The sequence below is a fragment of the Massilia sp. ST3 genome, assembly GCF_018119405.1.
Classification (GTDB): domain Bacteria; phylum Pseudomonadota; class Gammaproteobacteria; order Burkholderiales; family Burkholderiaceae_D; genus Telluria.
The window spans coordinates 61769-87798 of the sequence record NZ_JAGPWC010000015.1; the positions used below are offsets into that span (position 1 = coordinate 61769).

The 26030-nt window shown below is 65.9% G+C and carries 28 protein-coding genes and 1 tRNA gene; 15 read left to right on the forward strand and 14 right to left on the reverse strand.

What is annotated here, in order from left to right; genetic code table 11:
* The first annotated feature begins 4 nt into the window (after nucleotides 1-4).
* The 3 genes from KBW98_RS07285 to KBW98_RS07295 are packed head-to-tail and all read left to right on the forward strand — an operon-like array spanning nucleotide 5 to nucleotide 2720.
* The gene (locus KBW98_RS07285) at nucleotides 5-1216 is read left to right on the forward strand and encodes an ABC transporter ATP-binding protein (RefSeq protein ID WP_211519461.1); all 1212 of its coding nucleotides are present in this window, start codon (nucleotides 5-7) and stop codon (nucleotides 1214-1216) included.
* Nucleotides 1217-1227: 11 nt separating this feature from the next.
* Nucleotides 1228-2001: an ABC transporter ATP-binding protein gene (locus KBW98_RS07290; protein WP_211519462.1), complete on the forward strand. Its 774-nt coding sequence runs from the start codon at nucleotides 1228-1230 to the stop codon at nucleotides 1999-2001.
* On the forward strand, nucleotides 1998-2720 hold the full coding sequence (locus KBW98_RS07295; RefSeq protein ID WP_211519463.1) for an ABC transporter ATP-binding protein: 723 nt from the start codon (nucleotides 1998-2000) through the stop codon (nucleotides 2718-2720). Before KBW98_RS07290 ends, KBW98_RS07295 begins: the two co-directional genes overlap by 4 nt.
* Nucleotides 2721-2998: 278 nt before the next feature.
* Here the strand turns inward: KBW98_RS07295 and KBW98_RS07300 are convergent, their stop codons facing one another.
* Nucleotides 2999-3574 (reverse strand): phasin family protein, encoded by a 576-nt coding sequence (locus KBW98_RS07300; RefSeq protein ID WP_211519464.1) that lies wholly within the window; start codon nucleotides 3572-3574, stop codon nucleotides 2999-3001.
* A gap of 360 nt (nucleotides 3575-3934) precedes the next feature.
* Between KBW98_RS07300 and KBW98_RS07305 the strand changes: the two genes are divergently transcribed.
* The 3 genes from KBW98_RS07305 to pbpG all read left to right on the forward strand — a co-directional run bounded on the left by KBW98_RS07305 (nucleotide 3935) and on the right by pbpG (nucleotide 6869).
* Complete coding sequence (locus KBW98_RS07305) at nucleotides 3935-4828, forward strand: DMT family transporter (RefSeq protein WP_211519465.1); 894 nt, start codon at nucleotides 3935-3937, stop codon at nucleotides 4826-4828.
* A gap of 32 nt (nucleotides 4829-4860) precedes the next feature.
* Nucleotides 4861-5556, forward strand: a complete 696-nt coding sequence (locus KBW98_RS07310) for a nitroreductase (protein WP_211519466.1) — start codon at nucleotides 4861-4863, stop codon at nucleotides 5554-5556.
* A 164-nt stretch (nucleotides 5557-5720) separates the two neighbouring features.
* The gene (gene pbpG / locus KBW98_RS07315) at nucleotides 5721-6869 is read left to right on the forward strand and encodes a D-alanyl-D-alanine endopeptidase (protein WP_211519467.1); all 1149 of its coding nucleotides are present in this window, start codon (nucleotides 5721-5723) and stop codon (nucleotides 6867-6869) included.
* 149 nt (nucleotides 6870-7018) lie between these two features.
* Here pbpG and KBW98_RS07320 read toward each other — a convergent pair whose 3' ends face one another.
* Nucleotides 7019-7804: an IclR family transcriptional regulator gene (locus KBW98_RS07320; protein WP_211519468.1), complete on the reverse strand. Its 786-nt coding sequence runs from the start codon at nucleotides 7802-7804 to the stop codon at nucleotides 7019-7021.
* A 152-nt stretch (nucleotides 7805-7956) separates the two neighbouring features.
* On the opposite strand from KBW98_RS07320, the gene KBW98_RS07325 reads away from it, so the two are divergent.
* The 7 genes from KBW98_RS07325 (at nucleotide 7957) to KBW98_RS07355 (ending at nucleotide 14033) form a co-directional block, all read left to right on the forward strand.
* Nucleotides 7957-8343, forward strand: coding sequence for a diacylglycerol kinase (locus KBW98_RS07325; RefSeq protein WP_211519469.1), 387 nt, complete (start codon nucleotides 7957-7959; stop codon nucleotides 8341-8343).
* A 51-nt stretch (nucleotides 8344-8394) separates the two neighbouring features.
* On the forward strand, nucleotides 8395-9033 hold the full coding sequence (locus KBW98_RS07330; protein WP_211519470.1) for a peroxiredoxin: 639 nt from the start codon (nucleotides 8395-8397) through the stop codon (nucleotides 9031-9033).
* Nucleotides 9034-9362: 329 nt separating this feature from the next.
* Complete coding sequence (locus KBW98_RS07335; RefSeq protein WP_211519471.1) at nucleotides 9363-10136, forward strand: sulfite exporter TauE/SafE family protein; 774 nt, start codon at nucleotides 9363-9365, stop codon at nucleotides 10134-10136.
* Between the two features lie 111 nt (nucleotides 10137-10247).
* Complete coding sequence (gene cysT / locus KBW98_RS07340; RefSeq protein WP_211519472.1) at nucleotides 10248-11120, forward strand: sulfate ABC transporter permease subunit CysT; 873 nt, start codon at nucleotides 10248-10250, stop codon at nucleotides 11118-11120.
* Entirely contained in the window at nucleotides 11117-12037 is a 921-nt protein-coding gene (gene cysW / locus KBW98_RS07345) for a sulfate ABC transporter permease subunit CysW (protein WP_211519473.1), read from the forward strand. Before cysT ends, cysW begins: the two co-directional genes overlap by 4 nt.
* Nucleotides 12034-13107, forward strand: a complete 1074-nt coding sequence (locus KBW98_RS07350) for a sulfate/molybdate ABC transporter ATP-binding protein (RefSeq protein ID WP_211519474.1) — start codon at nucleotides 12034-12036, stop codon at nucleotides 13105-13107. Before cysW ends, KBW98_RS07350 begins: the two co-directional genes overlap by 4 nt.
* The gene (locus tag KBW98_RS07355) at nucleotides 13104-14033 is read left to right on the forward strand and encodes a CysB family HTH-type transcriptional regulator (RefSeq protein ID WP_211519475.1); all 930 of its coding nucleotides are present in this window, start codon (nucleotides 13104-13106) and stop codon (nucleotides 14031-14033) included. The genes KBW98_RS07350 and KBW98_RS07355 overlap by 4 nt, the downstream gene beginning before the upstream one ends.
* A gap of 156 nt (nucleotides 14034-14189) precedes the next feature.
* Here the strand turns inward: KBW98_RS07355 and KBW98_RS07360 are convergent, their stop codons facing one another.
* The 5 genes from KBW98_RS07360 to KBW98_RS07380 form a co-directional block, all read right to left on the reverse strand.
* Nucleotides 14190-15236 carry an aldo/keto reductase gene (locus KBW98_RS07360; RefSeq protein ID WP_211519476.1) on the reverse strand — a complete coding sequence of 349 codons (1047 nt, stop codon included), beginning with the start codon at nucleotides 15234-15236 and terminating at the stop codon, nucleotides 14190-14192.
* Nucleotides 15237-15238: 2 nt separating this feature from the next.
* On the reverse strand, nucleotides 15239-16285 hold the full coding sequence (locus KBW98_RS07365; RefSeq protein ID WP_211519477.1) for a quinone-dependent dihydroorotate dehydrogenase: 1047 nt from the start codon (nucleotides 16283-16285) through the stop codon (nucleotides 15239-15241).
* Between the two features lie 93 nt (nucleotides 16286-16378).
* Entirely contained in the window at nucleotides 16379-17107 is a 729-nt protein-coding gene (locus KBW98_RS07370) for an arginyltransferase (RefSeq protein WP_211519478.1), read from the reverse strand.
* 61 nt (nucleotides 17108-17168) lie between these two features.
* Nucleotides 17169-17891: a leucyl/phenylalanyl-tRNA--protein transferase gene (aat, locus tag KBW98_RS07375; protein ID WP_211519479.1), complete on the reverse strand. Its 723-nt coding sequence runs from the start codon at nucleotides 17889-17891 to the stop codon at nucleotides 17169-17171.
* Nucleotides 17892-17906: 15 nt separating this feature from the next.
* Nucleotides 17907-18488 (reverse strand): NUDIX hydrolase, encoded by a 582-nt coding sequence (locus KBW98_RS07380; RefSeq protein WP_211519480.1) that lies wholly within the window; start codon nucleotides 18486-18488, stop codon nucleotides 17907-17909.
* 184 nt (nucleotides 18489-18672) lie between these two features.
* Between KBW98_RS07380 and KBW98_RS07385 the strand changes: the two genes are divergently transcribed.
* Nucleotides 18673-18749: transfer RNA gene (locus KBW98_RS07385), tRNA-Met, on the forward strand.
* Nucleotides 18750-19043: 294 nt separating this feature from the next.
* Nucleotides 19044-19457 carry a T6SS immunity protein Tdi1 domain-containing protein gene (locus tag KBW98_RS07390; RefSeq protein WP_211519481.1) on the forward strand — a complete coding sequence of 138 codons (414 nt, stop codon included), beginning with the start codon at nucleotides 19044-19046 and terminating at the stop codon, nucleotides 19455-19457.
* Nucleotides 19458-19459: 2 nt separating this feature from the next.
* On the opposite strand, the gene KBW98_RS07395 is transcribed toward KBW98_RS07390, so the two are convergent.
* The 7 genes from KBW98_RS07395 to lspA all read right to left on the reverse strand — a co-directional run bounded on the left by KBW98_RS07395 (nucleotide 19460) and on the right by lspA (nucleotide 25949).
* Nucleotides 19460-20347: a DNA-3-methyladenine glycosylase gene (locus KBW98_RS07395; RefSeq protein WP_211519482.1), complete on the reverse strand. Its 888-nt coding sequence runs from the start codon at nucleotides 20345-20347 to the stop codon at nucleotides 19460-19462.
* Nucleotides 20344-21252, reverse strand: a complete 909-nt coding sequence (locus KBW98_RS07400; protein WP_229429035.1) for a DMT family transporter — start codon at nucleotides 21250-21252, stop codon at nucleotides 20344-20346. The genes KBW98_RS07395 and KBW98_RS07400 overlap by 4 nt, the downstream gene beginning before the upstream one ends.
* 85 nt (nucleotides 21253-21337) lie before the next feature.
* Nucleotides 21338-22351: an XdhC family protein gene (locus KBW98_RS07405; protein ID WP_211519483.1), complete on the reverse strand. Its 1014-nt coding sequence runs from the start codon at nucleotides 22349-22351 to the stop codon at nucleotides 21338-21340.
* 219 nt (nucleotides 22352-22570) lie between these two features.
* Entirely contained in the window at nucleotides 22571-23668 is a 1098-nt protein-coding gene (locus KBW98_RS07410) for a M48 family metallopeptidase (protein ID WP_211519484.1), read from the reverse strand.
* A 21-nt stretch (nucleotides 23669-23689) separates the two neighbouring features.
* Nucleotides 23690-24139 (reverse strand): dUTP diphosphatase, encoded by a 450-nt coding sequence (dut, locus tag KBW98_RS07415; protein WP_211519485.1) that lies wholly within the window; start codon nucleotides 24137-24139, stop codon nucleotides 23690-23692.
* Nucleotides 24140-24163: 24 nt separating this feature from the next.
* Nucleotides 24164-25384, reverse strand: coding sequence for a bifunctional phosphopantothenoylcysteine decarboxylase/phosphopantothenate--cysteine ligase CoaBC (coaBC, locus tag KBW98_RS07420; RefSeq protein WP_211519490.1), 1221 nt, complete (start codon nucleotides 25382-25384; stop codon nucleotides 24164-24166).
* A gap of 22 nt (nucleotides 25385-25406) precedes the next feature.
* Nucleotides 25407-25949 (reverse strand): signal peptidase II, encoded by a 543-nt coding sequence (lspA, locus tag KBW98_RS07425; RefSeq protein WP_211519486.1) that lies wholly within the window; start codon nucleotides 25947-25949, stop codon nucleotides 25407-25409.
* Nucleotides 25950-26030 lie beyond the last annotated feature (81 nt).

Here is a 26030-nt window from a genome sequence, read left to right on the forward strand (position 1 = left end):
GCACATGGCACTTCTGACTTTCGATGTCCAGCACAAGCCGCGCCAGGCCTACGCCAGCATGGCGATCGTGCTGGCCCTGATGCTGGCCTTCCCCTTCGTCGCCTCCCTGTACGGCAATTCCTGGGTGCGCATCATCGACATCGCGCTGCTCTACATCATGCTGGCGCTGGGCCTGAACATCGTGGTCGGCTTCGCCGGCCTGCTGGACCTGGGCTACATCGCCTTCTTCGCGGTCGGCGCCTACCTGGTCGGCCTGTTCGCCTCGCCCCAGTTCGCGGCGCTGCTGGAATCGATGGTCTATTATTCGCCGGCGCTGGGCGAGGCCTTGATCGCCTTCTTCGGCCCCGAGATCCAGCAGAACGGCATCCACCTGTCGGTGTGGGCCATCGTGCCGCTGGCGGCCCTGGTCGCGGCCCTGTTCGGCGCGCTGCTGGGCGCCCCGACGCTCAAGCTGCGCGGCGACTACTTGGCCATCGTGACCCTGGGCTTCGGCGAGATCATCCGTATCTTCATGAACAACCTGAACGACCCGATCAACTTCACCAACGGGCCGCAGGGCATCAACATGATCGATCCGATCCGCATCTACGGCGTGTCGCTGGCGGGGGAGGCCGGTTCGGCCGCGACGGTCAAGGTGTTCGGCATGGCGATGCCCTCGGTGAACGCCTACTACTTCCTGTTCCTGTTCCTGTGCATCGCGACCATCTTCATCACCACCCGCCTGCAGCATTCGCGCCTGGGCCGGGCCTGGGTGGCGATCCGCGAGGACGAGATCGCGGCCAAGGCGATGGGCATCAACACCCGCAACGTCAAGCTGCTGGCCTTCGCCATGGGCGCGTCCTTCGGCGGCGTGGCTGGCGCCATGTTCGGCGCCTTCCAGGGCTTCGTCTCGCCGGAATCCTTCTCGCTGACCGAATCGATCGCCGTGCTGGCGATGGTGGTGCTGGGCGGGATCGGCCACATTCCCGGCGTGGTGCTGGGCGGGGTGCTGCTGGCGGCGCTGCCGGAAATACTGCGCCACGTGGTGGAGCCGGCCCAGCAGGCCATGTTCGGCGCCGTGCTGATCGAGGCGGAAGTGCTGCGCCAGCTGCTCTACGGCCTGGCCCTGGTCCTGATCATGCTGGTGCGACCAAGCGGCCTGTGGCCCTCGCCGAACAAGGAAGAGCGTCCGAACGCCGCCCTGGCGCGCGAGGACCAGGAAGCCGCCAAGGCCTGAAGGACAAGACAATGAGCGAACAGCTTCTTTTGAACATCTCGGGCGTCAACAAGCGCTTCGGCGGCCTGCAGGCCCTGACCGACGTCGGCATCCGCATCATGCGCGGCCAGATCGTCGGCCTGATCGGCCCGAACGGCGCCGGCAAGACCACCTTCTTCAACGTCATCACCGGCCTCTACCAGCCGGATTCGGGCAGCTTCGAGCTGGCCGGCAAGCCGTATTCGCCCTCGGCCCCGCACGAAGTAGCCAAGGCGGGCATTGCGCGCACCTTCCAGAACATCCGCCTGTTCGGCGAGATGAGCGCGCTCGAGAACGTCATGGTGGGCCGCCACGTGCGCACCCGCCAGGGCGTGTTCGGCGCCATCTTCCGCCACAAGGCCGCGCGCGAGGAGGAAGCCGCGATCCGCGCGCGCGCCCAGGAGCTGCTGGACTTCGTCGGCATCGGCGCCTTTGCCCACCGCACGGCGAAATTCCTGTCCTACGGCGACCAGCGCCGCCTGGAGATCGCGCGCGCCCTGGCCACCGATCCGCAGCTGCTGGCGCTGGACGAACCGGCGGCCGGCATGAACGCGACCGAGAAGCTGGCCCTGCGCGAGCTGCTGTTGAGAATCAAGTCCGAAGGCCGCACCGTGCTCCTGATCGAGCACGACGTGAAGCTGATGATGGGACTGTGCGACCGCATCACGGTGCTGGAGTACGGCAAGCAGATCGCGGAAGGGCTGCCGGCCGAGATCCAGAAGAACGAGGCCGTGATCAAGGCCTACCTGGGAGGCGCGCACGCATGAGCGAGAACATCCTGAAGATCAGCGGCCTGAAGGTCGCGTACGGCGGCATCAAGGCGGTCAAGGGCGTGGACCTGGAAGTGAACCGCGGCGAGCTGGTGACCCTGATCGGCGCCAACGGCGCGGGCAAGACTACCACCCTGAAGGCCATCACCGGCACCCTCCCGCCGTGCAAGGTGGAAGGAGCGATTTCCTACCTGGGCCAGCCCCTGAAGGGCGCGTCCTCGTTCCGCCTGGTGCAGCAGAAGCTGTCCATGGTGCCGGAAGGGCGGGGCGTGTTCACCCGCATGACGATCCACGAGAACCTCCTGATGGGCGCCTACACCCGCGACGACAAGGCGGGGATCGAGGCGGACATCGAGAAGTGGTACGCGGTGTTCCCGCGCCTGAAGGAGCGCTCGGCCCAGCTGGCCGGCACCCTGTCCGGCGGCGAGCAGCAGATGCTGGCGATGGCGCGCGCCCTGATGTGCCACCCGACCCTGCTGCTGCTGGACGAACCCTCGATGGGGCTGTCGCCGATCATGGTGGAGAAGATCTTCGAGGTGATCCGCGACGTCTCGGCGCAGGGGATCACGATCTTGCTGGTCGAGCAGAACGCCAAGCTGGCGCTGCAGGCGGCGCACCGGGGGTATGTGATGGATTCGGGGGCGGTGACGATGACGGGGAATGCGCAGGACATGCTGCACGATCCGCGCGTGCAGGCGGCGTATCTGGGGGAGTGACTGCGGTCGTCACCGAAGCCGTCACGCTCGACTGTTTCCGTCTCTTGCCAACGTCATTCCGGCGAAGGCCGGAATCCAAGTTTGCATGCGCAGCCACGAACATGAAGCGTAGGCGGAATGCGACGGACTTGGATCCCGGCCTTCGCCGGGATGACGTTGGTAAAGGCAAAGGGGGATCAGGCAGGATGCCTTCGATGACGCTGTCGACAAGCCATCCAAAAACAAAAAGCCGGACCGCTCACGCGCTCCGGCTTTTCAATTACTTGACTAAAACCAGCTTAGGCCGCTGCTGCTGCGGTCGCGGCGTTGGTAGCCTTGCGAGCAGTCGCCGAAAACTGGTTCACCGCTGCGTTCAGGTTGGCCTCCACGGCTTCCACTGCCTGCTTGGTGGTCTTGCTGATCTGCTCGTAACCGGCGTTGGCGTTGCTGATCGCGGTCTTGACGGCGGCGACGAAGCTTTCCGAGCCGGCCGGGGCGTTCTTGCTCACTTCGTCGACCAGCGAGATCACCTTGCGGTTGGCTTCGACGATCTGGCTTTCGGCGGCCTTCGAGAACTCGGCGCCGGTGCCGGCGGCGATCGAGGCCAGCTGGCGGCTGTACGACAGGGCCTTTTCAGCGGCCGGCTGGGCCTGCGAGGCGGTCAGCGAGAAGAACTCTTGCGGGTCCTTGGCGCCCAGCAGCTGGCGAGCCACGGCCGACGAGTCTTCCAGGGTGGCGCGGGCCGCGTTGATGTTCAGGTCGACCAGCTTCTCCATGCCTTCAAAGGTCTTCGAGGTGAGCGACGACAGCAGGGCGAATTGCGATTCCAGGCTAACTTTGGTGGCGTTCGAGAACTGCTCAGGGATTGCAAACATGTGGCTCTCCAAAATGAATACGTTTCTTAAAGAAAAGGATCTTGCTAAAGGTGAGACAGGTTCCTGCGAAACTGGCTGAAACTCTTTTTTGTGCACCGCAACAGAATGAATTGTCGGCCACTTCTTTTGACGCGTCAAGCATTTTTGATGCGATGCACCATCCAAAATTCATAAATTTCTGGAATGCATTAGTTGCAAGAAATAACGCTTGATGTAGCGCAAACTAACTGCAGAGAATTGCAGAAAAACGCGCGTTTGCGAAGGATTTATCGCCCCGGAAACGTCGTCGAAAACCCCGTGCTAGACTAGGCGCTTGTGTTTTCTTCAATCCGCCGTGGCAACGGCGCGACAGCCCCGGCCATGCAAACCCGCGCGACGCCAGCCAGCAGCAGTTCCTGGCTTTCTCCGATCCCCTTGTTTTTCGTGTTCTTGTGGAGCACCGGATTCGTCGTCGCCAAGCTCGGCCTGCCTTATGCGCCGCCGCTGACCTTCCTGATCGTGCGCTGCCTCGGCGTGCTGGCGGTGCTGCTGCCGGCCGTGCTGCTGTTCCGCGCACCCTGGCCGCGCGGCCAGGTGCTGCACGTGGCGCTGGCCGGCATCCTGCTGCAGGCCGGCTACCTCGGCGGCGTGTGGGCGGCCATCAAGCTGGGCATGCCGGCCGGGCTGACGGCCCTGATCGTCGGGATGCAGCCCATCCTCACCGCCATGGCCGCGCCCCTGATCGGCGAGCGCGTGCTGCCGCGCCAGTGGCTGGGCCTGCTGCTCGGCCTGGGCGGCGTGGCGCTGGTGGTCTACGCCAAGATCAATGTGACGGGCCTGAGCGCGGCCGGCATCGCGCTGTGCGTGTTCGCGCTGCTGTCGATCACGGCCGGCACCATGTATCAGCGGCGCTGGTGCCCGCGCTTCGACCTGCGCACCGGCACCGTGATCCAGTTCGCCGCCACCGTGGCGGTGCTGGTTCCGCTGGCGGTCTGGCTCGAAGGGCTCGATCCTGCGTTTTCCAGCGTGTCATGGACCCGGGAATTCGTCATCGCCTGGCTGTGGTCCGTGTTCGCGCTGTCGATCGGCGCGATCTTCCTCTTGTTCACCCTGATCGGCCGCAGCGCGGCCACCGAAGTGACCAGCCTGCTGTACCTGACCCCGCCCACCACGGCCCTCATGGCCTGGCTGCTGTTCGGCGAATCCTTCACCTTGCTCGGCTTGGCCGGGATGGTGGTCGCCGTTACCGGTGTCGCTTTCGTCGTCAAAAAATAATGACCGATCATTTACCTATCAATGGAGACCCCATGATTTCCAGCCCAGGCCAAGAAGCCGTCGATGCCGCCATCACCTCGCGCCGTTCGATCCGCGCCTTCCTCGACAAGCCGGTCGAGCGCGCCGACATCGAACGCATCCTCGAGGTGGCGGCGCGCGCGCCGTCGGGCACCAACACCCAGCCCTGGAAAGTCTATGTGCTGACGGGGCAGGCGCGGCGGCGCCTGTCCGACGCGATTCTGGCGGTCAATGCCGATCCGCAGCAGGCGCGCGAACACAGCGAGGAGTACGCCTACTACCCGCGCGAGTGGGTGTCGCCGTATATCGACCGCCGCCGCAAGGTCGGCTGGGACCTGTACAGCCTGCTTGGCCTGACGCGCGACAACAAGGCCGGCATGGCGGCCCAGCACGCGCGCAACTATGCCTTCTTCGACGCGCCGGTGGGCTTCATCTTCACCATCGATCGCATCATGGAGCAGGGCTCCTGGCTGGACTACGGCATGTTCCTGCAGAACATCATGGTGGCGGCGCGTGCACGCGGCCTCGATACTTGCCCACAAGCGGCCTTTACGCAGTACCATCGGGTTATCGCGGACCAGTTGTCGTTGCCGGACAATGAAATGGTGGTGTGCGGCATGGCGCTGGGCTGGGCCGACATGGCCAAGGTCGAGAACAGCCTGGTGACGGAGCGCGAACCGGTCGGGGGATTCACGACTTTCATGGAATAAGCTGCTGTATTGGTAATAAATGAAGCACATTCGCAGCACATTCGCAGCGTATTCGTTGTTTTTGTGAATTGTTGCCGCTCGGAATGTGAAATCTTCTTGCGATCAAACGCTGTTCGGCTAAACTTTGGTTCGTACCTCATCCGTTCGCATCGAAGGGTTTTCCGATGTTAAAAATTGCTTTAGCTGCCGTCGTTTCCCTGATGTTCGCCTTCCAGCCGGTGCAAGCGGCCGGGGCGGGCGCGGGTGCTGGAGCAGGGGCCGAAAAGGCCCAGGTCGCCAAGAAGAAAAAGAAAAGCAGGACCGCGCGCAAGGCCGTGCGCGCCAAGAAGCGCCAGGACCTGGCCAAGACCATCGCCGCCGACAACCGCCAGCGCATGGTGCGCCGCGTCGCCATGGTGCGCGGCAAGCGCGTCGTCACCTACCAGTCCGTGCGCCGCGCAGCCCCCTCCTACGATCCGCGCAGCCTCGGCGATATCGCCGGGCTGAGCCGTACCCCCGATCCCCTGTCGCTGCGTTCCAACGTCGCCTTCGTGCTGGACCAGAACAGCTCGGAAGTGCTGTTCGAGAAGAACGCCAACGTGGCGCTGCCGATCGCCTCGATCACCAAGCTCATGACCGGCCTGGTCGTGGTCCAGGCCAAGCAGGACCTCGACGAGGTGCTGCGCATCACCGACGCCGACGTCGACCGCCACAAGTACAGCAGCTCGCGCCTGCCGGTGGGCGCGCGCATGACGCGGCGCGAACTGCTGCACATCGCCCTGATGAGTTCCGAGAACCGCGCCGCTTCCGCGCTGGGCCGCAACTACCCGGGCGGAATCGAGGCCTTCGTCGCGGCCATGAACGCCAAGGCGCAGGAGCTGGGCATGAACGACACCCGTTACGTCGATTCCAGCGGCCTGTCGAGCCACAACGTCTCGAGCGCGCGCGACCTGGCCAAGCTGGTCGCCAGCGCGCACCAGGAACCGATCCTGCGCGAATACTCGACCACCAAGGATTCGGTGGTCAAGGCCAGCGGACGGCCGATGCGCTATGCGAACACGAACTACCTGGTGGCGCTGCCCGACTGGAACATCGGCATCCAGAAGACCGGCTTCATCAACGAAGCGGGGCGCTGCCTGGTGATGCAGGCCATGATCCAGGGACGCAACGTGATCATGGTGTTCCTGGATTCCAAAGGGAAGATGTCGCGCACCGCGGACGCCGGGCGCATGCGGCGCTGGCTCGAGGCGGTGACGCCGGATGGGCTGGGTGGTGGTGCGCCGCCGGCGCCGGCGGTCACGACGGCTGCGGCGCCGGCGGAATTGCCGAATTGACCCCACGGCGTACAAATTCGTAGCGTGGGGGGCTTTGCCGCCCACGCGGTGATAGTTTGCAGCAAGATCATCCGGCGCGAAACCGGAGCCCATAACAATCACCGCGTGGACGGCAGAGCCGTCCACCCTACGGATGCGATAACGAGTTTTTAAACCGCCGGCGTCGGCCGATACCCCAAGGTCGACGAAATACTCGCTGCCGTCTGCACCAGGTCCTCCAGCCAATCCTCCTGCAAGCGGTCCGCCGGGGCCGAAATCGACAGCCCGGCCACCAGCTTGCCGCTGTCGTCGTGGATGCCGGCCGCCATGCAGCGCACCCCCAGTTCCAGCTCCTCGTTGTCGCGCGCATAGCCGCGCGAGCGCACCAGGCTCAGCTCGCGCTCCAGGCGCGCCAGCTCGGTGATCGAATTCTTGGTATGGCCCGCCAGCCCGGTGCGGGTGGCGTAGGCGCGGATCGCCTTGACGTCGTCCACCGACAGGAACAGCTTGCCCGTCGAGGTCAGGTGCAGCGGTCCGCGGCCGCCGATGGCGCGCACCACCTGCATGCCCGAACGCTCGGAAAAGGCGCGGTCGATGTAGACGATCTCGTCGCCCTGGCGCACCGACAGGTTGACCGTCTGCTGCGTCTTGCGGTGCAGGGCGCGCATCGCGTCGAGCGCCGCTTCGCGCACCGACAGCCGGCTCTTGACCACGTTCCCCAGTTCCAGCAGCCGCATGCCGAGCCGGTAGGTGCCCGGCTCTACGCGATCGACGAAACGCGTCACGACCATGTCGTTCAGGATCCGGTGCGCGGTCGACGGGTGCAGGCCCGAGACCTTCGACAATTCCTTCAGGCTGACCGGGTCCGTATAGCTCGCCAGCGCGTCGAGCAAGGCCATCATGCGCTCGATCACCTGGATCGAGGTCTTCGCTGGTTCTGGGGTTTCCATTTTCATGATGTGGTTGGTGCAGTGCAGTATGGTCCCTTCTTTATACCATGATGTGAAAAGCTCATGCAAACACATGGGTTAGTGTGTGCCGTCGGTTTTTCACAAAACCGGCGCGGCGGCGCATAATGGCATTCCTGCATGATTAACTTTCAAACACGATGGAACACCCGATCAGCGAATTCAAGACCAAGCGCGGCCTGGACCGCCTCCTGGCCGCCTGCCGCAACACCTGGGACGGCTTCGCCTGGGCCTGGCGCAGCGAGGCTGCTTTCCGCCAGGAGATCGTGGTCATCGCCATCGCGACGGTCGTGGCGCTGGCGCTGCCGGTGTCCGGCTTCCAGAAGCTGGTGCTGGTCGGCGTGCTGGCCGTGGTGCTGGTCGTCGAACTGATCAACTCGGCCATCGAGGCGATCGTCGACCGCATCTCGCTCGAGCGCCATCCGCTGTCCAAGGTGGCCAAGGACATGGGCAGCGCAGCGGTCTTCCTGACCCTGCTGCTGGCCGTGGCGACCTGGGCCGTCGTGCTGTACAACCGTTTTTACTGACCGGCGGCAGGTGCCCCCGGCAATTTGTGTGTCCCAACTAGGAGATAAAACATGACGTTACGCCTCGGCGATACCGCCCCGGATTTCGAGCAGGACTCCAGCATCGGCAAGATCCGCTTCCACGAGTGGGCAGGCGATTCCTGGGTGGTGCTGTTCTCGCACCCGGCCGATTTCACCCCGGTCTGCACGACCGAACTGGGCCTGACCGCCAAGCTCAAGCCTGAATTCGACAAGCGCAATGTCAAGGCGATCGCGCTGTCGGTCGACCCGGCCGAGCAGCACAAGGAGTGGATCAAGGACATCGAGGACACCCAGAAGACCGTGGTGGGCTTCCCGATCGTGGCCGACGCCGACCGCAAGGTTTCCGAGCTCTACGACATGATCCACCCGGAGCAATCGGCAACCGCCACGGTGCGCTCGCTGTTCGTGATCGACCCGAACAAGAAGATCCGCCTGACCATCACCTACCCGATGAGCACCGGCCGCAACTTCGACGAAGTGCTGCGCGTGATCGACGCCCTGCAGCTGACCGACGGCTACACCGTGGCCACTCCGGGCAACTGGAAGGACGGCGACCCGGTCATCATCCCGCTGACCGTGCAGGATCCGGAAGTGCTGAAGCAGAAGTATCCGAAGGGCTTCGAGGCGCCGCGTCCTTATCTGCGCCTGACGCCGCAGCCGAACAAGTAAGCGGCACAATCCGATAAGGGTCGGCCACGACGCCTGAACGCGTTCAGCCTGCCCCGAAACCGTCGTCCCTGCGCAGGCGGGGATCCAAGTTCTGCCAGCGTTATCGATACGCTTGCAACTTGGATCCCCGCCTTCGCGGGGACGACGTGCTTTTTGCAGCTCAACTGGATGCCGCGGCGGCTGCTCCGCTTCCATCGCACGTCCGTGCGTTGCAAATCGACAACAATCATACTCATCCGTACGAATATCTCCGCATAAGCAAATAAGGAAGCTGTCGTTTGTGAAACTGCCGAGCAGCCTTACCCTGTGTGCCAAATTGGGAGCACAGCATGTCGATGACTTACATTGTGGCGGGTTTCGCGGTAGGGCTGCTGGTCGGGATGACCGGAGTAGGGGGCGGTTCGCTCATGACGCCGCTCCTGACCCTGCTGTTCGGCGTCTCGCCGTCCGTCGCGGTCGGCACCGACCTGGCCTTCGCCTCGATCACCAAGGGCGCCGGCACCATCACCCACCGTTTCAACCGCACCGTCCAATGGCCCATCGTCGGCCGCCTGTGCCTGGGCGCGCTGCCCGCCGCGCTGCTGACCACGCTCGCGCTGCGCGAGTTCGGCGCCCTGGACAAGGAAATCGGCCTCGTCATCCGCTATTCGATCGCCGGCTCGGTGCTGCTGACCGTGGTCGCCCTGCTGTTCCGCGGCAAGCTGCTGGCCTGGATCAATGCCCACCCGGACCGCCAGCTGAAGGGCCGTCCGCTGGCCGCCGCCACCATCGTCTCGGGCGCGGTGCTCGGCGTACTGGTCACCGTGTCCTCGATCGGCGCCGGCGCCATCGGCGCGACCCTGCTGGTCTTCCTGTATCCGAAACTGACACCGGCCGAAGTGGCGGGCACGGACATCGCCTACGCGGTGCCGCTGACGGCCATCGCGGCCGCCGGCCACTGGTGGCTGGGCTCGATCGACTGGATGCTGTTGCTGACCCTGCTCGTGGGTTCGGTGCCGGGCATTACCCTGGGCGCCATGGCCTCGCGCGCCGTGCCGGAACGCTTCCTGCGTGCGCTGCTGGCGACGACCCTGACCGGCGTGGCGGCGAAGCTGGTGTTCTGATCCCAGCCAAATAGGGAAAGTGTCTATGCAAATGAGGAAAGTTTCGTTTGCTTTATGAGACTCGGATGAGATTATTGTAGCCCGTTAGAAGAATTTGTAATAAGGGCTTCCATGACTTCCCTCGCACAGTCGAGACCGGCACTGCGGCAAACCGCCAGGCGTTCCCCGGGCCGGGTGATCCCCGGCTTCGGCATCTCGCTCGGCTTCACCATCTTTTACCTGGCGCTGATCGTCCTGATCCCGCTCTCGGCGGTCTTCCTCAAGACCTTCACCATGAGCTGGGAGGCCTTCTGGGCCGCGGTCACCTCCGAGCGCGTGATGGCGTCCTACCGCCTCAGCTTCGGCGCCTCGCTGATCGCCGCCCTCATCAACGTCGTCTTCGGCGGCATCGTCGCCTGGGTGCTGGTGCGCTACCAGTTCCCCGGCAAGCGCTTCATCGACGCCCTGGTCGACCTGCCGTTCGCGCTGCCGACCGCGGTGGCCGGCATCACGCTCACCGCCCTGTACTCGCACAACGGCTGGATCGGCCAATACCTGGCCGGCCTGGGCATCAAGGTCGCCTTCACGCCGCTGGGCGTGGTCCTGGCCTTGACCTTCATCGGCCTGCCTTTCGTGGTGCGCACGGTGCAGCCGGTGCTGGAAGAAGCCGAGCGCGAGCTCGAGGAAGCTGCCGCCAGCCTGGGCGCCTCGCCCCTGCAGACTTTCATTCGCGTGGTGCTGCCGTCGATCGTGCCGGCGCTGCTGACCGGCTTCGCGCTGGCCTTCGCGCGCGCCACTGGTGAATACGGCTCGGTAATCTTCATCGCCGGCAACCTGCCGATGGTGTCCGAGATCACGCCGCTATTCATCATCACCAAGCTGGAGCAGTACGACTACGCGGGCGCCACGGCGATCGCGGTCGTCATGCTCGTCATCTCCTTCATCCTGCTGCTGACGATTAACCTGCTGCAGGCCTGGACACGCAAACGGGCGGGCAAGAAATGAGCGCGGTCCTCGACAAGCTGGCGCCCGCGCCTTCCAAGCCCGTGCCGGCCAGGCGCCCGGCCACCAATGTGTTCGAACCGAACTGGGTGCGCTACACCCTGATCGGCGTCGCGCTGGCCTTCCTGACCCTGTTCCTGTTCGTGCCCCTGGTGGCGGTGTTCACCGAGGCGCTCAAGCGCGGCTGGGAAACCTATGTCGAATCGATCAAGGACCCCGATGCGCTGTCGGCCATCAAGCTGACCCTGATCGCGGCCGGCATCTCGGTGCCGCTCAACCTGGTGTTCGGCGTTGCCGCCGCCTGGGCCATCGCCAAGTTCGAATTCCGCGGCAAGAGCGTCCTGCTGACCCTGATCGACCTCCCGTTCTCGGTCTCGCCCGTGATCGCGGGCCTGATCTACGTGCTGCTGTTCGGCGCCGAGGGCTGGTTCGGCGCCTGGCTGGCGGAGCACGACATCAAGATCCTGTTCGCGGTGCCGGGCATCGTGCTGGCCACGGTCTTCATCACTTTCCCGTTCGTGGCGCGCGAGCTGATTCCGCTGATGCAGCAGCAGGGCACCGAGGAAGAGGAGGCCGCGCTGGTGCTGGGCGCCTCCGGCTGGCAGACCTTCGCCAAGGTCACGCTCCCGAACATCAAGTGGGGCCTGCTGTACGGCGTGATCCTGTGTAACGCCCGCGCCATGGGCGAATTCGGCGCGGTGTCGGTGGTCTCGGGCCACATCCGCGGCGAGACCAACACCATGCCGCTGCAGGTCGAGATCCTCTACAACGAATACAACTTCACGGCCGCCTTCGCGATCGCGTCGCTGCTGGCGCTGCTGGCGCTGGTGACCCTGGCGGTGAAGAGCTTTATCGAATGGCGCCTGCACCAGGTTAGGAAGGCCGCCGCCGACGAACGCAATACGGAGCACGCAGCATGACCATCGAAGTCCAACACATCCACAAGCAGTTCGGCCAGTTCACGGCGCTGGACGACGTCTCGCTCAAGTTCCCGGACGGCGAGCTGACCGCGCTCCTGGGACCGTCGGGCTGCGGCAAGACCACCTTGCTGCGCGTGATCGCGGGCCTGGAGCATCCGGATTCGGGCAGCGTGCTGCTCGACGGCCAGGATGCCTCGCACCACCACGTGCGCGAGCGCCAGGTCGGCTTCGTGTTCCAGCACTATGCGCTGTTCAAGCACATGACCGTGTTCGAGAACGTCGCTTTTGGTTTGCGCGTCAAGCCGCGCAAGGAGCGCCCAAGCGAGCAGCAGATCCGCGAGAAAGTGAAACAGCTGCTGGAGCTGGTGCAGCTTGATTGGATCGCCGACCGCTATCCGCCGCAGCTGTCGGGCGGCCAGCGCCAGCGCATCGCCCTGGCCCGCGCCCTGGCCGTGGAGCCGCGCGTGCTGCTGCTGGACGAACCCTTCGGCGCGCTCGACGCCAAGGTGCGCAAGGAACTGCGCCGCTGGCTGCGCCGCCTGCACGACGACCTGCACGTGACCTCGATCTTCGTGACCCACGACCAGGAGGAAGCGCTGGAAGTGGCCGACCAGGTGGTCCTGATGAACAAGGGCCGCGTCGAGCAGCAGGGCGCGCCTGGCGAGGTCTATAACAAGCCGGCCTCGCCTTTCGTCTACGGCTTCCTGGGCAACGTCAACCTGTTCCACGGCCGCGTGCACGAAGGCGTGCTGGCCTCGGGCGACGTCAGCTTCCAAGCGCCGCAGCACAGCGGCGTGCGTGACGGCGCCGGCATCGGCTACGTGCGCCCGCACGACCTGGACGTGGAACGCTACACGCCGGGCGCGGAAGGCGTGGTGACCAAGCTGCGCCGCGCCCACGCGATCGGCCCGCTGGCCCAGCTCGACCTGGAGCGCGCCGACAACGCGCAGCTGATCGAGGCCGTGATCCCGAACGAGCGCTTTGCGCACCTCGGTTTGAAGGAAGGCGAGACCGTGGTGGTGCGCCCGCGCCGCATCGAGGTGTTCGTGGACCAGGGAGAGGGCATATGAATTTCCAGCAGCTGCGTTCCGTACGCGAGGCGGCGCGCCGCGACTTCAACCTGACCGAGGTGGCGAACGCGCTGTTCACCTCGCAGCCCGGCGTGTCGCGCCAGATCCGCGAGCTGGAGGAGGAACTTGGCGTCGAGATCTTCGAGCGCAACGGCAAGCGCCTGACCGGCCTCACGCCGCCGGGCAAGGGCATCCTGCGCATCGTCGAAAAGCTCCTGGTGGAAGCCGAGAACCTGCAGCAGGCCAGCCGCGAATACGCGGCCCAGGACAGCGGTACACTCACCGTGGCCGTCACCCACACCCAGGCGCGCTATGCGCTGCCGCAGGTGGTGCAATCCTTCCGCAACGCCTTCCCCGGCGTGCGCATCGCCCTGCAGCAGAGCGCACCCGAGCATATCGCGGAATGGGTCCTGTCGGGCAAGGCCGACATCGGCATCGCGACCGAGGGCCTGTCGGCGTTTCCCGACCTGGTGTCCTTCCCGTGCTACCGCTGGAGCCACCTGGTGGTGGCGCCGGAAGGGCATCCGATCTTCTCCGGTTCGCAGCCGCTGCGCCTGGAAGACCTGGCCGAGTATCCGCTGATTACCTACGACGTGGGCTTCACGGGCCGCAGCCATATCGACGCCGCGTTTGTCGAGGCAGGGCTGGCGCCCGACATCGTGCTGACCGCGATGGATTCGGACGTCATCAAGCAATATGTGTCGCTGGGACTGGGCGTGGGGATCGTGGCCTCGATGGCTTTCGACCATGGACGCGACAAGGGGCTGCGGGCGATCGAGTCTTCGCACCTGTTCGCGCAGAACGTGACGCGGCTGGCGGTGCGGCGCGGGTCTTATTTGCGGGCGTATGCGTATCATTTCATCGAGCGGTTTGCTCAGGGGTATACGCGGGCGGATATCGAGAAGGCGTTGCAGGCGGCGGAGTGATGGTGAGTTGGTGGCTGCTCGACGAAGCTTGGGTCCCCGCCTTCGCGGGGATGACGTTTTGAAGCAGGCGGCTAAGGTCTCCTTGCACCACTACTCTCCGCACGTCATCCCCGCGAAGGCGGGGACCCAAGTTTGCATGCAGAGCGCAAACGCAAATCACTGCCCTGGGTTCGTAAACCGCCCATGAATCTCATCAACCGCCGCCACGAGATCGGAAGACAACGTAAGCTCCAGCGCCCCGATGTTCTCCTCCAGCTGCCACAATGACGTCGCCCCGATAATGGTCGACCCCACGAACCACCGCGAATAACACCACGCCAGCGCCAGCTGCGCCGGCGTCATCCCATTCTCGCGCGCCAGCTTGGCGTATTCCGCACACGCCGCCAGCACCGCCGGCCGCAGGTAGCGTGGGCTCCAGCTCTTCGGAAAAATGTTCAGGCGCCCGCGCGCCTTCGGATCGTCGAGGTACTTGGCCGTCAGCTGCCCGAAGGCCAGCGGACTGTAGGCCAGCAAACTGACATCGGTGCGGAAGCAGGTTTCGTCCAGCAAGCTGGTCTCGAAGGAACGCGCCGTCAGGTTGTACAGGTTCTGGATCGTCGCGATCCGCGGCAAGCCCTTCATCTCCGCCAGCTTGACGAACTCGCACACGCCCCAGGCGCTCTCGTTCGACACGCCGATGTGGCGGATCTTGCCCTCGCCGATGAGTTCGCCCAGCGCCATCAATGTCTCTTCGATCGGCACCGCGGCGCGCTCGGCCCGCGGGTCGAACTGGCTGGCGCCGAAGATCGGGACATTCCGGCTCGGCCAGTGCAGCTGGTAGAGGTCGATGTAGTCGGTCTGCAGCCGCTGCAGGCTGCTCTCGACCGCGGCGCGGATGTTGGCGCGGTCGAGGTTGTGCGACGGATCGCGGATCCAGTGCACGTTGGGATTCGGCCCGGCGACCTTCGTCGCCAGCACCACGTCCGCGCGGCGGCCGGTCTTTTTCAGCCAGCTGCCGATGAAGCGCTCGGTCGAGCCCTGCGTCTCGGCGCGCGGCATCACCGGATACATCTCGGCGGTGTCGATGAAGTTCACGCCGCGCTCGAACGCGTAGTCCAGCTGGCTGTGCGCATCGGCTTCGCTGTTCTGCTCGCCGAAGGTCATGGTGCCGAGGCAGACCGCCGACACCGACAGGTCCGTGCGTCCCAGCCGCGTGCGCCGCATCCTCAGGCCCCCTGTTTGCGCAGGGCTTCCGCGCAGTCGCGCACCAGCCCCGGTCCCGCGTAGATCAGGCCGCTGTACAGCTGGACCAGCTTGGCGCCGGCCGCGACCTTGGCGCGCGCGTCCTCGCCGCGCATGATGCCGCCCACGCCGATGATCGGCACGTCGTCGCGCAGCTCGGTCTTGAGCGCGCGCACCACGATGTTCGACTGCTCGAATACCGGCGCGCCCGACAGGCCGCCGGCCTCCTGCGCATGCTTCATGCCTTCGACGTCGCGGCGGTTGAGCGTGGTGTTGGTGGCAATCACGCCGTCGATCTTGTGGCGCAGCAGGGCGCCGGCGATGTTGCGGATCTGGTCGCCATCCACGTCCGGCGCAATCTTCAGCGCCAACGGCACGTAATGGCCATGCTCGTCGGCCAGGCGCGCCTGTTCCTGCTTGAGCTGGGAGAGCAGGGCGTCCAGTTCCGACGCGTCCTGCAGCTGGCGCAGGTTCTTGGTGTTGGGCGAGGAGATATTGACCGTCACATAGCTTGCATAGGGATAGACCTTGCGCAGGCAGTGCAGGTAGTCTTCGGCGGCGCGCTCGATCGGGGTGTCGGCGTTCTTGCCGATGTTCAGGCCGAGCACGCCCTGGCGCTCCTGGTAGAAGCGCGAGGCCTGGACATTGGCGACGAAGGCGTCCACGCCGCCGTTGTTGAAGCCCATGCGGTTGATGATGCCGCGCGCCTTCGGCAGGCGGAACATGCGCGGCTTCGGGTTGCCCATCTGGCCGCGCGGCGTCACGGTGCCGATCTCGATCGAGCCGAAGCCCAGCGCGGCCAGCCCGTCGATGTAGGCGCCGTCCTTGTCCAGGCCGGCGGCCAGGCCGACCGGGTTCGGGAAAGTGATCCCCATGACGGTGCGCGGATCGGGCTTGGGCTTGCGCACGATGCCGGTCAGGCCCAGCCTGGCCGCACGGCGCAGGGCCGGCAGGGTCAGGTTGTGGGCCGCCTCGGGATCGAGGGAGAACAGCAGGGGACGGGCGAGGGCGTACAGGAGTTTGTCGGACATGGGGTGCTCGAAGTGATAATCCCCGCCATTCTACCGCGCGCCGACCCGATCAGGACCGGCCCGCGGCCGGCCTCTCCGGTGGCGCAAGCGTGCTCAGCGTTCCAGCACGCTCCAGGCGCCGTTGATACGGGCCTCCAGGGGGCGGAAATTGATCTTGTAGGCCATCTTCGGGCTTTGCTCGATCCAGTAGCCCAGGTAGACGTAGCCCAGGCCGAGCTCGCGCGCCTGGTTCACCTGCCACATCACGTTGTAGGTGCCGTAGGAGGCGCCCTCGACGTCCGGGTCGAAGAAGGTGTACACGGAGGACAGGCCGTCCGAAAGCACGTCGATGATCGAGACCATGCGCAGGGTGCCGTTCGGTTCGCGGAATTCGACCAGGCGGGTATTGACCCGGCTCTGCAGCAGGAATTGCGCGTACTGGTCGCGGCTGTCCTGGTCCATGCCGCCGCCCACGTGGCGCGTGGTCTGGTAGCGCAGGTAGAGGGCGTAGTGTTCGTCGGAGAAGGCGAGGTTGGCCACCATCGCCACCAGGTCGCCATGGCGTTTCCAGGCGCGCCGCTGGGTGCGGTTGGGGGTGAAGTCCTCGCACTTGACGCGCACCGGGATGCAGGCCTGGCAGCCGTCGCAATACGGCCGGTAGGTGAAGATCCCGCTGCGGCGGAAGCCGTTCTTCACCAGCTCGGAGTACACGTCGGCATTGATGAGATGCGAGGGCGTGGCCACCTGGGACCTGGCCTGGCGGGAATCGAGATAGCTGCACGGATAGGGCGCCGTGGTATAGAACTGCAGCGTGGCGAAGGGCAGGTCATTTAAGTGCGTCATGCAAAAAGCTCTCGAGACGACGTGGTGAACCTATTTTAGCGAAATCGCGGGGCGCACACTGTTAGCCAGTCAACGGTGCCGTCACCTTCCATTGCGTGATCGCCGGCTCGCGGATCGCCGCCCGCAAGTGCTCCAGGAACTGGCTGCGCGGGATCGGCGCGGCGCCCAGCGAGGCCAGGTGGCCGGTCTCCTGCTGGCAGTCGATCATGCGCACGCCCTGCTGGCGCAGGAAGGCGACCAGGTAGGCGAGCGCTACCTTGGAGGCGTCCGAGACGCGCGCGAACATCGATTCGCCATAGAACATGCGGCCGATGCAGACGCCATAGGCGCCACCCACCAGCTCGCCATCCAGCCAGACTTCCGACGAATGCGCATAGCCCAGCCGGTGCAGGCCGGTGTAGCCGTCGACGATCTCTTCCGAAATCCAGGTGCCGGGACCGTCGCGCCGCGGCGCCGCGCAGGCCCGCATCACCTCCTCGAAGGCGCTGTCGAAACGGACATCCCAGCTTCCGCCCTCGAGGCGGCTGCGCTCGACCTTGCGCAGGGTCTTCTTGAGGCTGTCGCTGATCTTGAAGTCCTCGGTAAGCAGGACCATGCGCGGGTCGGTGCTCCACCACAGGATCGGCTGGCCCTCGGAAAACCAGGGAAAGATGCCGTTCTGGTATGCAAGGAGCAGGCGCCGCGGCGAGAGGTCGGCGCCGGCGGCCAGCAGGCCGGGCGCGTCCACGGTCAGTGCCTCGGACACGTCGGGAAACGGCGTATCGCTCTCGAGCCAGGGGATCATGCGGGCCTCGCCTGCTCAGTCGGGCGCTCGGGGCGCGAGCATGGGACGCACGATGTCCCGGCTGTGGAAGCCGTAGCCGCCGCCCTCGCGCACCTTGACGCGGTCGGCGAAGAACAGTTCCAGGGTGGTGCGGATGGTGGGGAAGGCCAGCTCGTCCCAGGGGATCTCGTCCTCGGTGAACAGCTGCACGTCCAGGCTTTCGATGCCCGGCTCGAAGTCGAGGTCGCGCAGGCGCGCCAGGTAGAACAGGTGGACCTGGTGGACATGGGCCACGTTCAGCAGGGTGAACAGATTGCCGAGCTCGACGTTGGCGCCGGCTTCCTCCTCGGTTTCGCGCACGGCGGCCTGCTCGGTGGTCTCTTCGTTTTCCATGAAGCCGGCCGGCAGGGTCCAGTAGCCGTAGCGCGGCTCGATGGCGCGGCGGCACAGCAGCACCTGCAGCTTGCCGTCCTGTTCCCAGACGGGGAGCGAGCCGATGACCAGCTTGGGATTGTGATAATGGATGGTGTGGCAGTGCGTGCAGACGTAGCGCGGCCGGTTGTCGCCTTCAGGGATGGCCAGCGCGACAGGATGGGCGCACTCGGAGCAGAATTTCATAGGTCATCGGCAAATTGGTATTGCCCTTTACTTTACACTGATTGCAGTGCTCATGTGGTCCGGCAAGAGCCCCGGCGGGAGGCGGCGCGGCTTATGCATGAGCCATACCGTGCTGCAATCGCACACTCCGGTGGGATTGAATTTGCCTAAAGGGCCGAAGCTGCGTATAATACGAACCATCAGACGCGGGGTGGAGCAGTCTGGCAGCTCGTCGGGCTCATAACCCGAAGGTCACAGGTTCAAATCCTGTCCCCGCAACCAGATTCCGAAAGCCGCTGATTCGCAAGAGTCAGCGGCTTTTTCCATTGGCGTTTTCCATCGTAGGGTTGGCGGCTTCGCCGCCGACGCGGCAAATGTTACCGCCTCCAATGCCGGGTTCGGTGAATCCACGGCCGGCTATCACCGCGTCGGCGGCAGAGCCGCCGACCTTACGGTTAGCTCTACCTTATCGATGCAGCGCAAACCCGCTGCGTTCACCTGCAATCTCCCCGCATCCGCCTGGTCCAACCCGCAAAGGCTGGCGCCACGCCGGCCGCATGCAAGGGACAAGCACTCATGATCCATGTGGACGATATCAACGATGCCTGGGGCTGGGTCGGCTTGAACGCCGTCGAAGTCCTCGGGGCCAATGCCTTCGGCAACCTCATCCTGCGCGACGAGGACGGCCATTACTGGCGCCTGCGCCCGCAGGACCTGTGCTGCGAGCCCGTCGCCAGCAGCCGGGCCGACTTCGACGCGCTCTCCTATAACCAGGATTTCCTCAACGACTGGTACATGCCGGAAGTCGTGCGCCTGGCCGAGGCGGCGCTCGGCCCGCTCCCGGACGGGCGCAAGTACTGTCTCAGGATTCCCAGCGCGCTCGGCGGGCACTACGGGCGCGACAACCTGGCCACGGTGCCGCTGGCCGAGCTGATCCGTTTTTCGGGAGAAGGAGCGCAGCAGTTCGAGGGCCTGCCGCGCTGGAACTGAAGCTAGCCCGGCTGTTCGCCCAGGCTGGCCCATAGATAGGCCGCGGCCATGGTCCGGTGCGGCTTGTAGCGTTCCAGCAGGCGCTCGGCCTCGGCGATATCGGGCCGGGCTTCGCCGCCCATCAGCTTGTGGAAGGCGGTGCGCACCGCGACGTCGCCGTGCAGCGAGCAATCGGGGTAGCCGTAGCCGCGCAGCAGCGCGTAGTTGACGGTCCAGGGGCCGATGCCCTTGACCGCCAGCAGCTCGCGGCTGACTTCCTGAGGATCGCGCTCGCGCGCCAGCGATAGAAAGCCGTCCGCCACCATCCGGGCCAGACGCAGCACCGTCTCGGCCTTGGCGCGCGAGAACTTGCGGCCCGTCAGGTCCTCGAGCTGGAGGCGGGCCACGTCCGGCGCTTCCGGATAGCACCACAGGCCGCTGGAATGCGGGCGCCCGGCGACCTGGATCAGGGTGCGGCGCAGCGCGATGGCGAAGCCGAGGTTGATCTGCTGGCCGATGATGGCCCAGGTCAGGGCCTCGAACACGGTGGCCGACTGCACGATGCGCAGGCCGGGCTGGCGCGCCAAAACGGGGCCGAGCAGCGGATCGCCGTGCGCGGCAGCGGCAAAGGCGGCCGGGTCGATGCGCAGGCCCAGCATGTTGAGCAGGGCGTCGTGCAGGGCTTGCCGCTGGGCGGCGCCCAGCTCGCCGTCGGCGGCGATCCGGCACCGGGCGGCCTGCGGCGTGAAGGCGATCTCGATCAGGACCGGTATGCGGTCGAGCAGGATGCCCTTGCGCAGGCCCGCTTCGGTAATTTGCTCTGCCACGCCTTCAGCATCGCGGCCGTGGAAGGCGAGCACATCCTGCATCCGGTAGCCGGCGGGCAGGGGAAGGGCCAACTCGGTGATCATTTACTTTGCACCGCGGCCGGCGCGCGCAGGAAGGACGGCTTGAAGCCCGTCACGAGCGCGGTCCCCAGCAGGACGATGGCCGAGCCGGCCAGCGTATGCCAGCCCACTACCTCGTGCAGGAAGATCGCGCCCCACAGGATGCCGAACACCGGGTTCAGGAAGGTCACGGTCAGGGCCGAGGTGGTGCCGACTTCCTCGATCAGCTTGAAGTAGAGGATGTAGGCGATGCCGCTGCACAGCACGCCGAGCGCGAGCACGGCGGCCATGATGCCCAGGGTCGGTTCGCCGGGCGAGGGGAACAGCGGAATCACGGGCAGCACCAGCAGGGCGGCGGCCCACATCGAGCCATGGGCGTTGGCGAAGGGCGGCACCGCCCTGGCGGATTTCGCGTACTGGCTGGCGACGCTGTAGCTGAGCGAGGCGACCAGGGCCGCGCCGACCGCCATGCCGGCGCCGGGCAGGTCCGACACGTGGTCGAAGCCAACCAGCAGGGCCACGCCGATGGTGCCCAGCACCAGGCCCAGGGCGGCGCGCGGGCTGACCGGCTGGCGCGCCCACACGAAGGCGACCAGCGCGCCCCACATCGGCGCGGTGGCGTTCAGCACCGACAGCACCGAGGCCGACAGGGTGCGCGCGGCGAAGGCGAACAGCACGAAGGGCAGGGCGGAATTGAACAGGCCCAGGATCAGGTAGTGCTTCCAGTGCTCGCGCAGGTTCAGCGGCGCGGTGGAGGGGCGCTTGCGCAGCACCCAGGCCACGCCTGCCAGGAACAGGGCGGCGAAGGCGACCCGGTATTCGATCAGCACCGCGGGCCCGAGCACCGGAGCGGCGATGCGCATGAAGAGGAAGGAGCCGCCCCAGATGGCGGCCAGCGCGACCAGGCGCAGCATGTTGGCAGTGTTCATGGTGTTCGGCTCAAAGACTAGGGATGGTGATGGCGCGGTCTTGCTTGCGCCATCCGCTTCTTGCTATTGAATCTTGCTATTGAATTTAGGCGGCGCGGGCGCAGGCCTCGGCGCCGGGCGCCTCCACCGCGGCCGCATGCGGCACCAGCATCGCGGCCGGCACCGCGTTCTTCACGGCGGTGAGCTCGGCCATGATCGAGATCGCGATCTCGGCCGGGGTCTTGCTGCCGATATACAGGCCGATCGGGCCGTGCAGGCGCGCCAGCTGTTCGTCGGTCAGGTCGAACAGTTTGAGGCGCTCGCGCCGCTTGCTGTTGTTCAGGCGCGAGCCGATGGCGCCCACGTAGAAGGCCTCCGATTTCAATGCCTCCATCAGGGCCAGGTCGTCCAGCTTCGGGTCGTGGGTGAGCGCCACCACCGCGCTGCGCGCGTCGAGCCGAGCCTCGAGCACCAGGTCGTCGGGCATGGCGTGCACCAGCTCCACGCCGGGCAGGTTCCAGCCGCTGCGGTATTCCTCGCGCGGATCGCACACCGTGACGCGGTAGTCCATGCCGGCCGCCACCTGGGCCAGGAAGCGCGACAAGGGACCTGCGCCGATGATGTACAGGCGCCAGCGCGGGCCGTGGACCGTGTGCAGCACGCCGTCCTCGATGCGCTGGACCGTGCCGGCATCGGCGCGGCGCAGGCTGACGGCGCCGGTCGTCAGGTCGACGCTGCGCTCGACCAGTTCGCCCCGGCCGAGACGCTCGAGCAGTTCGGCGATGCGGCTGTCGCGCGACAGTGCTTCGATGGCCAGTTCGATGGTGCCGCCGCAAGGCAGGCCGAAGCGGTGCGCCTCGTCGGCGCTAATGCCGTAGCTGACGATCCTGGGCCGGGTGAGTTCGATCCCCTTGTCGCGTACCGCCGCGATCAGGTCATCCTCGATGCAGCCGCCAGAGACCGAGCCCACCACCTGGCCGTCCTCGCAGATCGCGAGGGTGGCGCCGATCGGGCGCGGGCTGGAACCCCAGGTCTTGATCACCGTGACCAGCTGGCAGCGCCGGCCGGCATCCAGCCAGGCGGCGGAGGTTTTCAGCACTTCGAGGTCGATACTGTCCATGGGGGCGGTGGGGAGAGGTGGATGGACAATGATACAAAAAAAGCGCGGGGTGTGTTGGCTGGTGGCGTGGCAATGGGGTGTGCATGAAAACTTGGGTCCCGGCCTTCGCCGGGACGACGTTCAAAAGGAAGTGGCCACACCATTCTCAAGTGGCCCGCTACCTCAGCACGTCGTCCGGCGAAGGCCGGGACCCAAGTTTAGTACCGCAGTGTTAGCCTCTCAAGGCACCAGCGGCTTATTCCCCGACCGCTTCGTCCTGATCTCCGCCAGCGCCTTGTCCATCGCCGCCACCCGCGCCGCCATGCCCGGATGGTTCGCCGTATAGCCATTCAGCACCGAGGCCGGATAGGTCGCCGCCAGCCGCTTCCAGAATCCCGACGCGCCTTCGACGCGGTAGTCGGCGCGCGCCAGCAGGTACATGGCCAGGCGGTCGGCTTGGGCATCGCTCTCGGCCGGCATGGCCTTGATGCCGCCGCTGCCGATCAGCATCGAGGTATCCGGCGTGACGCGGATCAGGTTGTCGATGATGCCGCCGATGGTCCCCGCGTTGCGTTGCGTGGCCGCGTGGCCCAGCATGTTGTGCGCCATGGTGCGCGCCACCACGTAGGCCAGCTCGTCGTCGTTCTGGGTAAAGTTCATCATGCCGCGCGTGACCATGACGCGTCCGCCGTCCGCATAGGCGTTGACGTTGTCGGCGTTGCCCAGTTCGATGGCGAACGCGCAGGCGCGCGTCACCGGGATGCTGAGATCGCGGGTAGCCCCGTTGCGTTCGATGGTCAGGGGCAGGGTGGCCTGCTTGGCCATGATCGGGCCGAACACCGCGCCCGCCTGCGACAGCGCCTGCGGGCCTTCGGGCAGCGGCTTGCCGCCCGCGGCCACCAGGCCGTCTCCCTGGCGCAGGCCGGCCTTGGCGGCGCCGCTGCCGGCCAGCACATTGGTCACCTGCAGGCGCTCGCCCATGCCGAACACCACGTGCGCGGCTTCGTTGTAGAAGCCGGGGTAGGAGTGGCGGTTCTTGGCGGTGAAGCCGAGCAGGTTGCGGGCGTGCTTGGTGCACAGCTCCGCATTGTCGATCAGGAGGGGAGCCGCGACCCGGTACAGGCGGTCCTGCAGGGTGGCCATCTTGTTGAGGGTGTCGGCCGCCGCGGCCATCTGCGGGGTCAGCTCGGGCTTGGCCGGCTGGGCGCCGGCGAAGATGCCGGGCTGGGCGCCCGGGACCGTCGGTCCTGGCGTGGAGCAGGCCGACAGCAAGGCAGCGGTGGCGACGACCAGCGCGAGCGGACGTCGATGCGTGGGCAGGCGATGGATGCGGATCATGGTCCTCCTTAATGCATGTTGTTATTGTTTGCCGGTGCTGCCGAACCCTCCGGCGCCCCGTTCGCTCGATGCGAACTCCTCCACCACATTGAAGCCAACCTGCAAAACAGGCACGATGATGAGCTGCGCCAGGCGATCCATGGGCTGCAGCGTAAACACGGTCTGGCCGCGGTTCCAGGTCGAGACCATCAGCTGGCCCTGGTAATCGGAGTCGATCAAGCCTACCAGATTGCCGAGAACGATGCCGTTCTTATGGCCGAGCCCGCTGCGCGGCAGGATCATGGCCGCATAGCCCGGATCGCCGATGTGGATCGCCAGGCCGGTCGGCACCAGCACCGTCTGTCCAGGCTCGATGACGAGCGGGGCGTCGATGCAGGCGCGCAGGTCCAGGCCCGCGCTGCCGGGGGTGCCGTAGGCCGGCAGGAAGTCCTTCATGCGCGGGTCGAGGATCTTGAGGTCGATGTTCTTCATGCGTGGTAGTTCGTCTTCTTGTGATCAGGTCAACAGGGAGCGCCGTTCGAGCCGCTTGGCGATCTCGGACACGAGCTGGCGCGCGAGCGTGAGCTTGTCCGCGCGCGGCAGCACCGTGTGGCCGCCCTCGTCGAACAGGATGATGGTGTTGTCGTCCTGGCCGAAGGTCTGGGGGCCAATATTACCGACCAGGAGGGGAATGCCTTTGCGCTCGCGCTTGGCGGCGCCGAATTCCATCAGGTTTTCCGATTCGGCCGCGAAGCCGACGCAGTAGGGCCAGCCGGACAGGCTGGTGGTCGAGGCCACCGAGGCCAGGATGTCGGCGTTCTGCACGAATTCCAGCTGGGGCGCGCCGCCGCCTTCCTGCTTTTTCAGCTTCTGGTCGCTGGCGTTCGCCACACGCCAATCGGCCACCGCCGCCACGCCGATGAACACATGCTGGCCTTCGATGCCGGCCATCACCGCGTCGTGCATCTGCTGGGCGGTCAGCACGTCGATGCGGCGCACGCCGTGCGGCGTGGGCAGCGAGGTCGGTCCGGACACCAGGGTCACCTCGGCGCCAGCTTCATGCGCCGCGCGCGCCACCGCATAGCCCATCTTGCCGGACGAGAGATTGGTGATGCCGCGCACCGGGTCGATCGGCTCGAAGGTAGGGCCGGCCGTGATCAGGACGCGGCGCCCCAGCAGCACCTTGTGCTGGAAGCAGGCGATCAGTTCGTCGACCAGCTCCTCGGGTTCGAGCATGCGGCCGTAGCCGGTCTCGCCGCAGGCCTGGGAACCGGCGGCCGGTCCCAGGATGTGGATGCCGTCCTCGCGCAGCTGCGCCACGTTGCGCATGGTCGCCGGGTTCTCCCACATCTCGACGTTCATGGCCGGGGCCACCATCAGCGGCACGTGGCGCGGGCGCGCCACGCACAGGGTCGACAGCAGGTCGTCGCAGGCGCCGTGGGCCAGCTTGCGGATGAAATCGGCGGAGCAGGGCGAGATCAATACCGCGTCGGCGCCGCGGGTCAGGTCGATGTGGGCCATGTTGTTGGCCACGCGCGGGTCCCACTGGTCGGTGTAGACGGTGTGGCCGGACAAGGCCTGCATCGTCACCGCGCCGATGAAGTGCAGGGCCGCTTCCGTCATCACCACCTGCACGCTGGCGCCCTGCTTGACCAGGGCGCGGCACAGTTCCGCCGATTTGTAGCAGGCGACGCCGCCGGTCAGGCCGAGGACGATCTTCTTGCCCTTGAGGTCCATGTTCATGCCTCCTCCGGGTGGATCAGGATTTGTTCACGCGGCGCAGCTCATCGAGGATGAACAGGATGGCGCCCACGGAGATGCCGATGTCGGCGATGTTAAAGGCCGGGAAGTGGCCGAAGCCCTTCCAGTAGAAATCGAGGAAGTCGATCACGTGGCCGTAGGCCAGGCGGTCGATCACGTTGCCGACCGCGCCGCCCATGATCAGCGCCAGCGAGAAGCAGAACAGGCGCTGGCCCGGATGGCGCTTGAGCAGGTACAGGATATAGCCAACGGCCGCGACCGCGATGCCGGTGAACAGGTAGCGCTGCCAGCCGCCGGCGTCGCCCAGGAAGCTGAAGGCCGCGCCCGGGTTGTAGACCTTGATCAGGTTGAAGAAGCCGGTCACCGGCACCGTCTCGCCGTAGAAGAAGGTGCGCTCGACGGTGATCTTGGTGATCTGGTCGAACAGGACCAGGATCAGGGCCAGGCCGAGCCAGGGCAGCATGCCGCCGCCGCTGGCGCTGCCGGATTTGGGCGCCGCCTTCATCACGCCGGAGATTGCAGGTTTCTTTTTGGTTGCCATGGTAGAGGTATCGAGACCCGGCCGGGCCCCCCCCCGGGCGGGGGGGGGGGCCCAAAAAAATGGTTTGGGGCAACCCGCCGG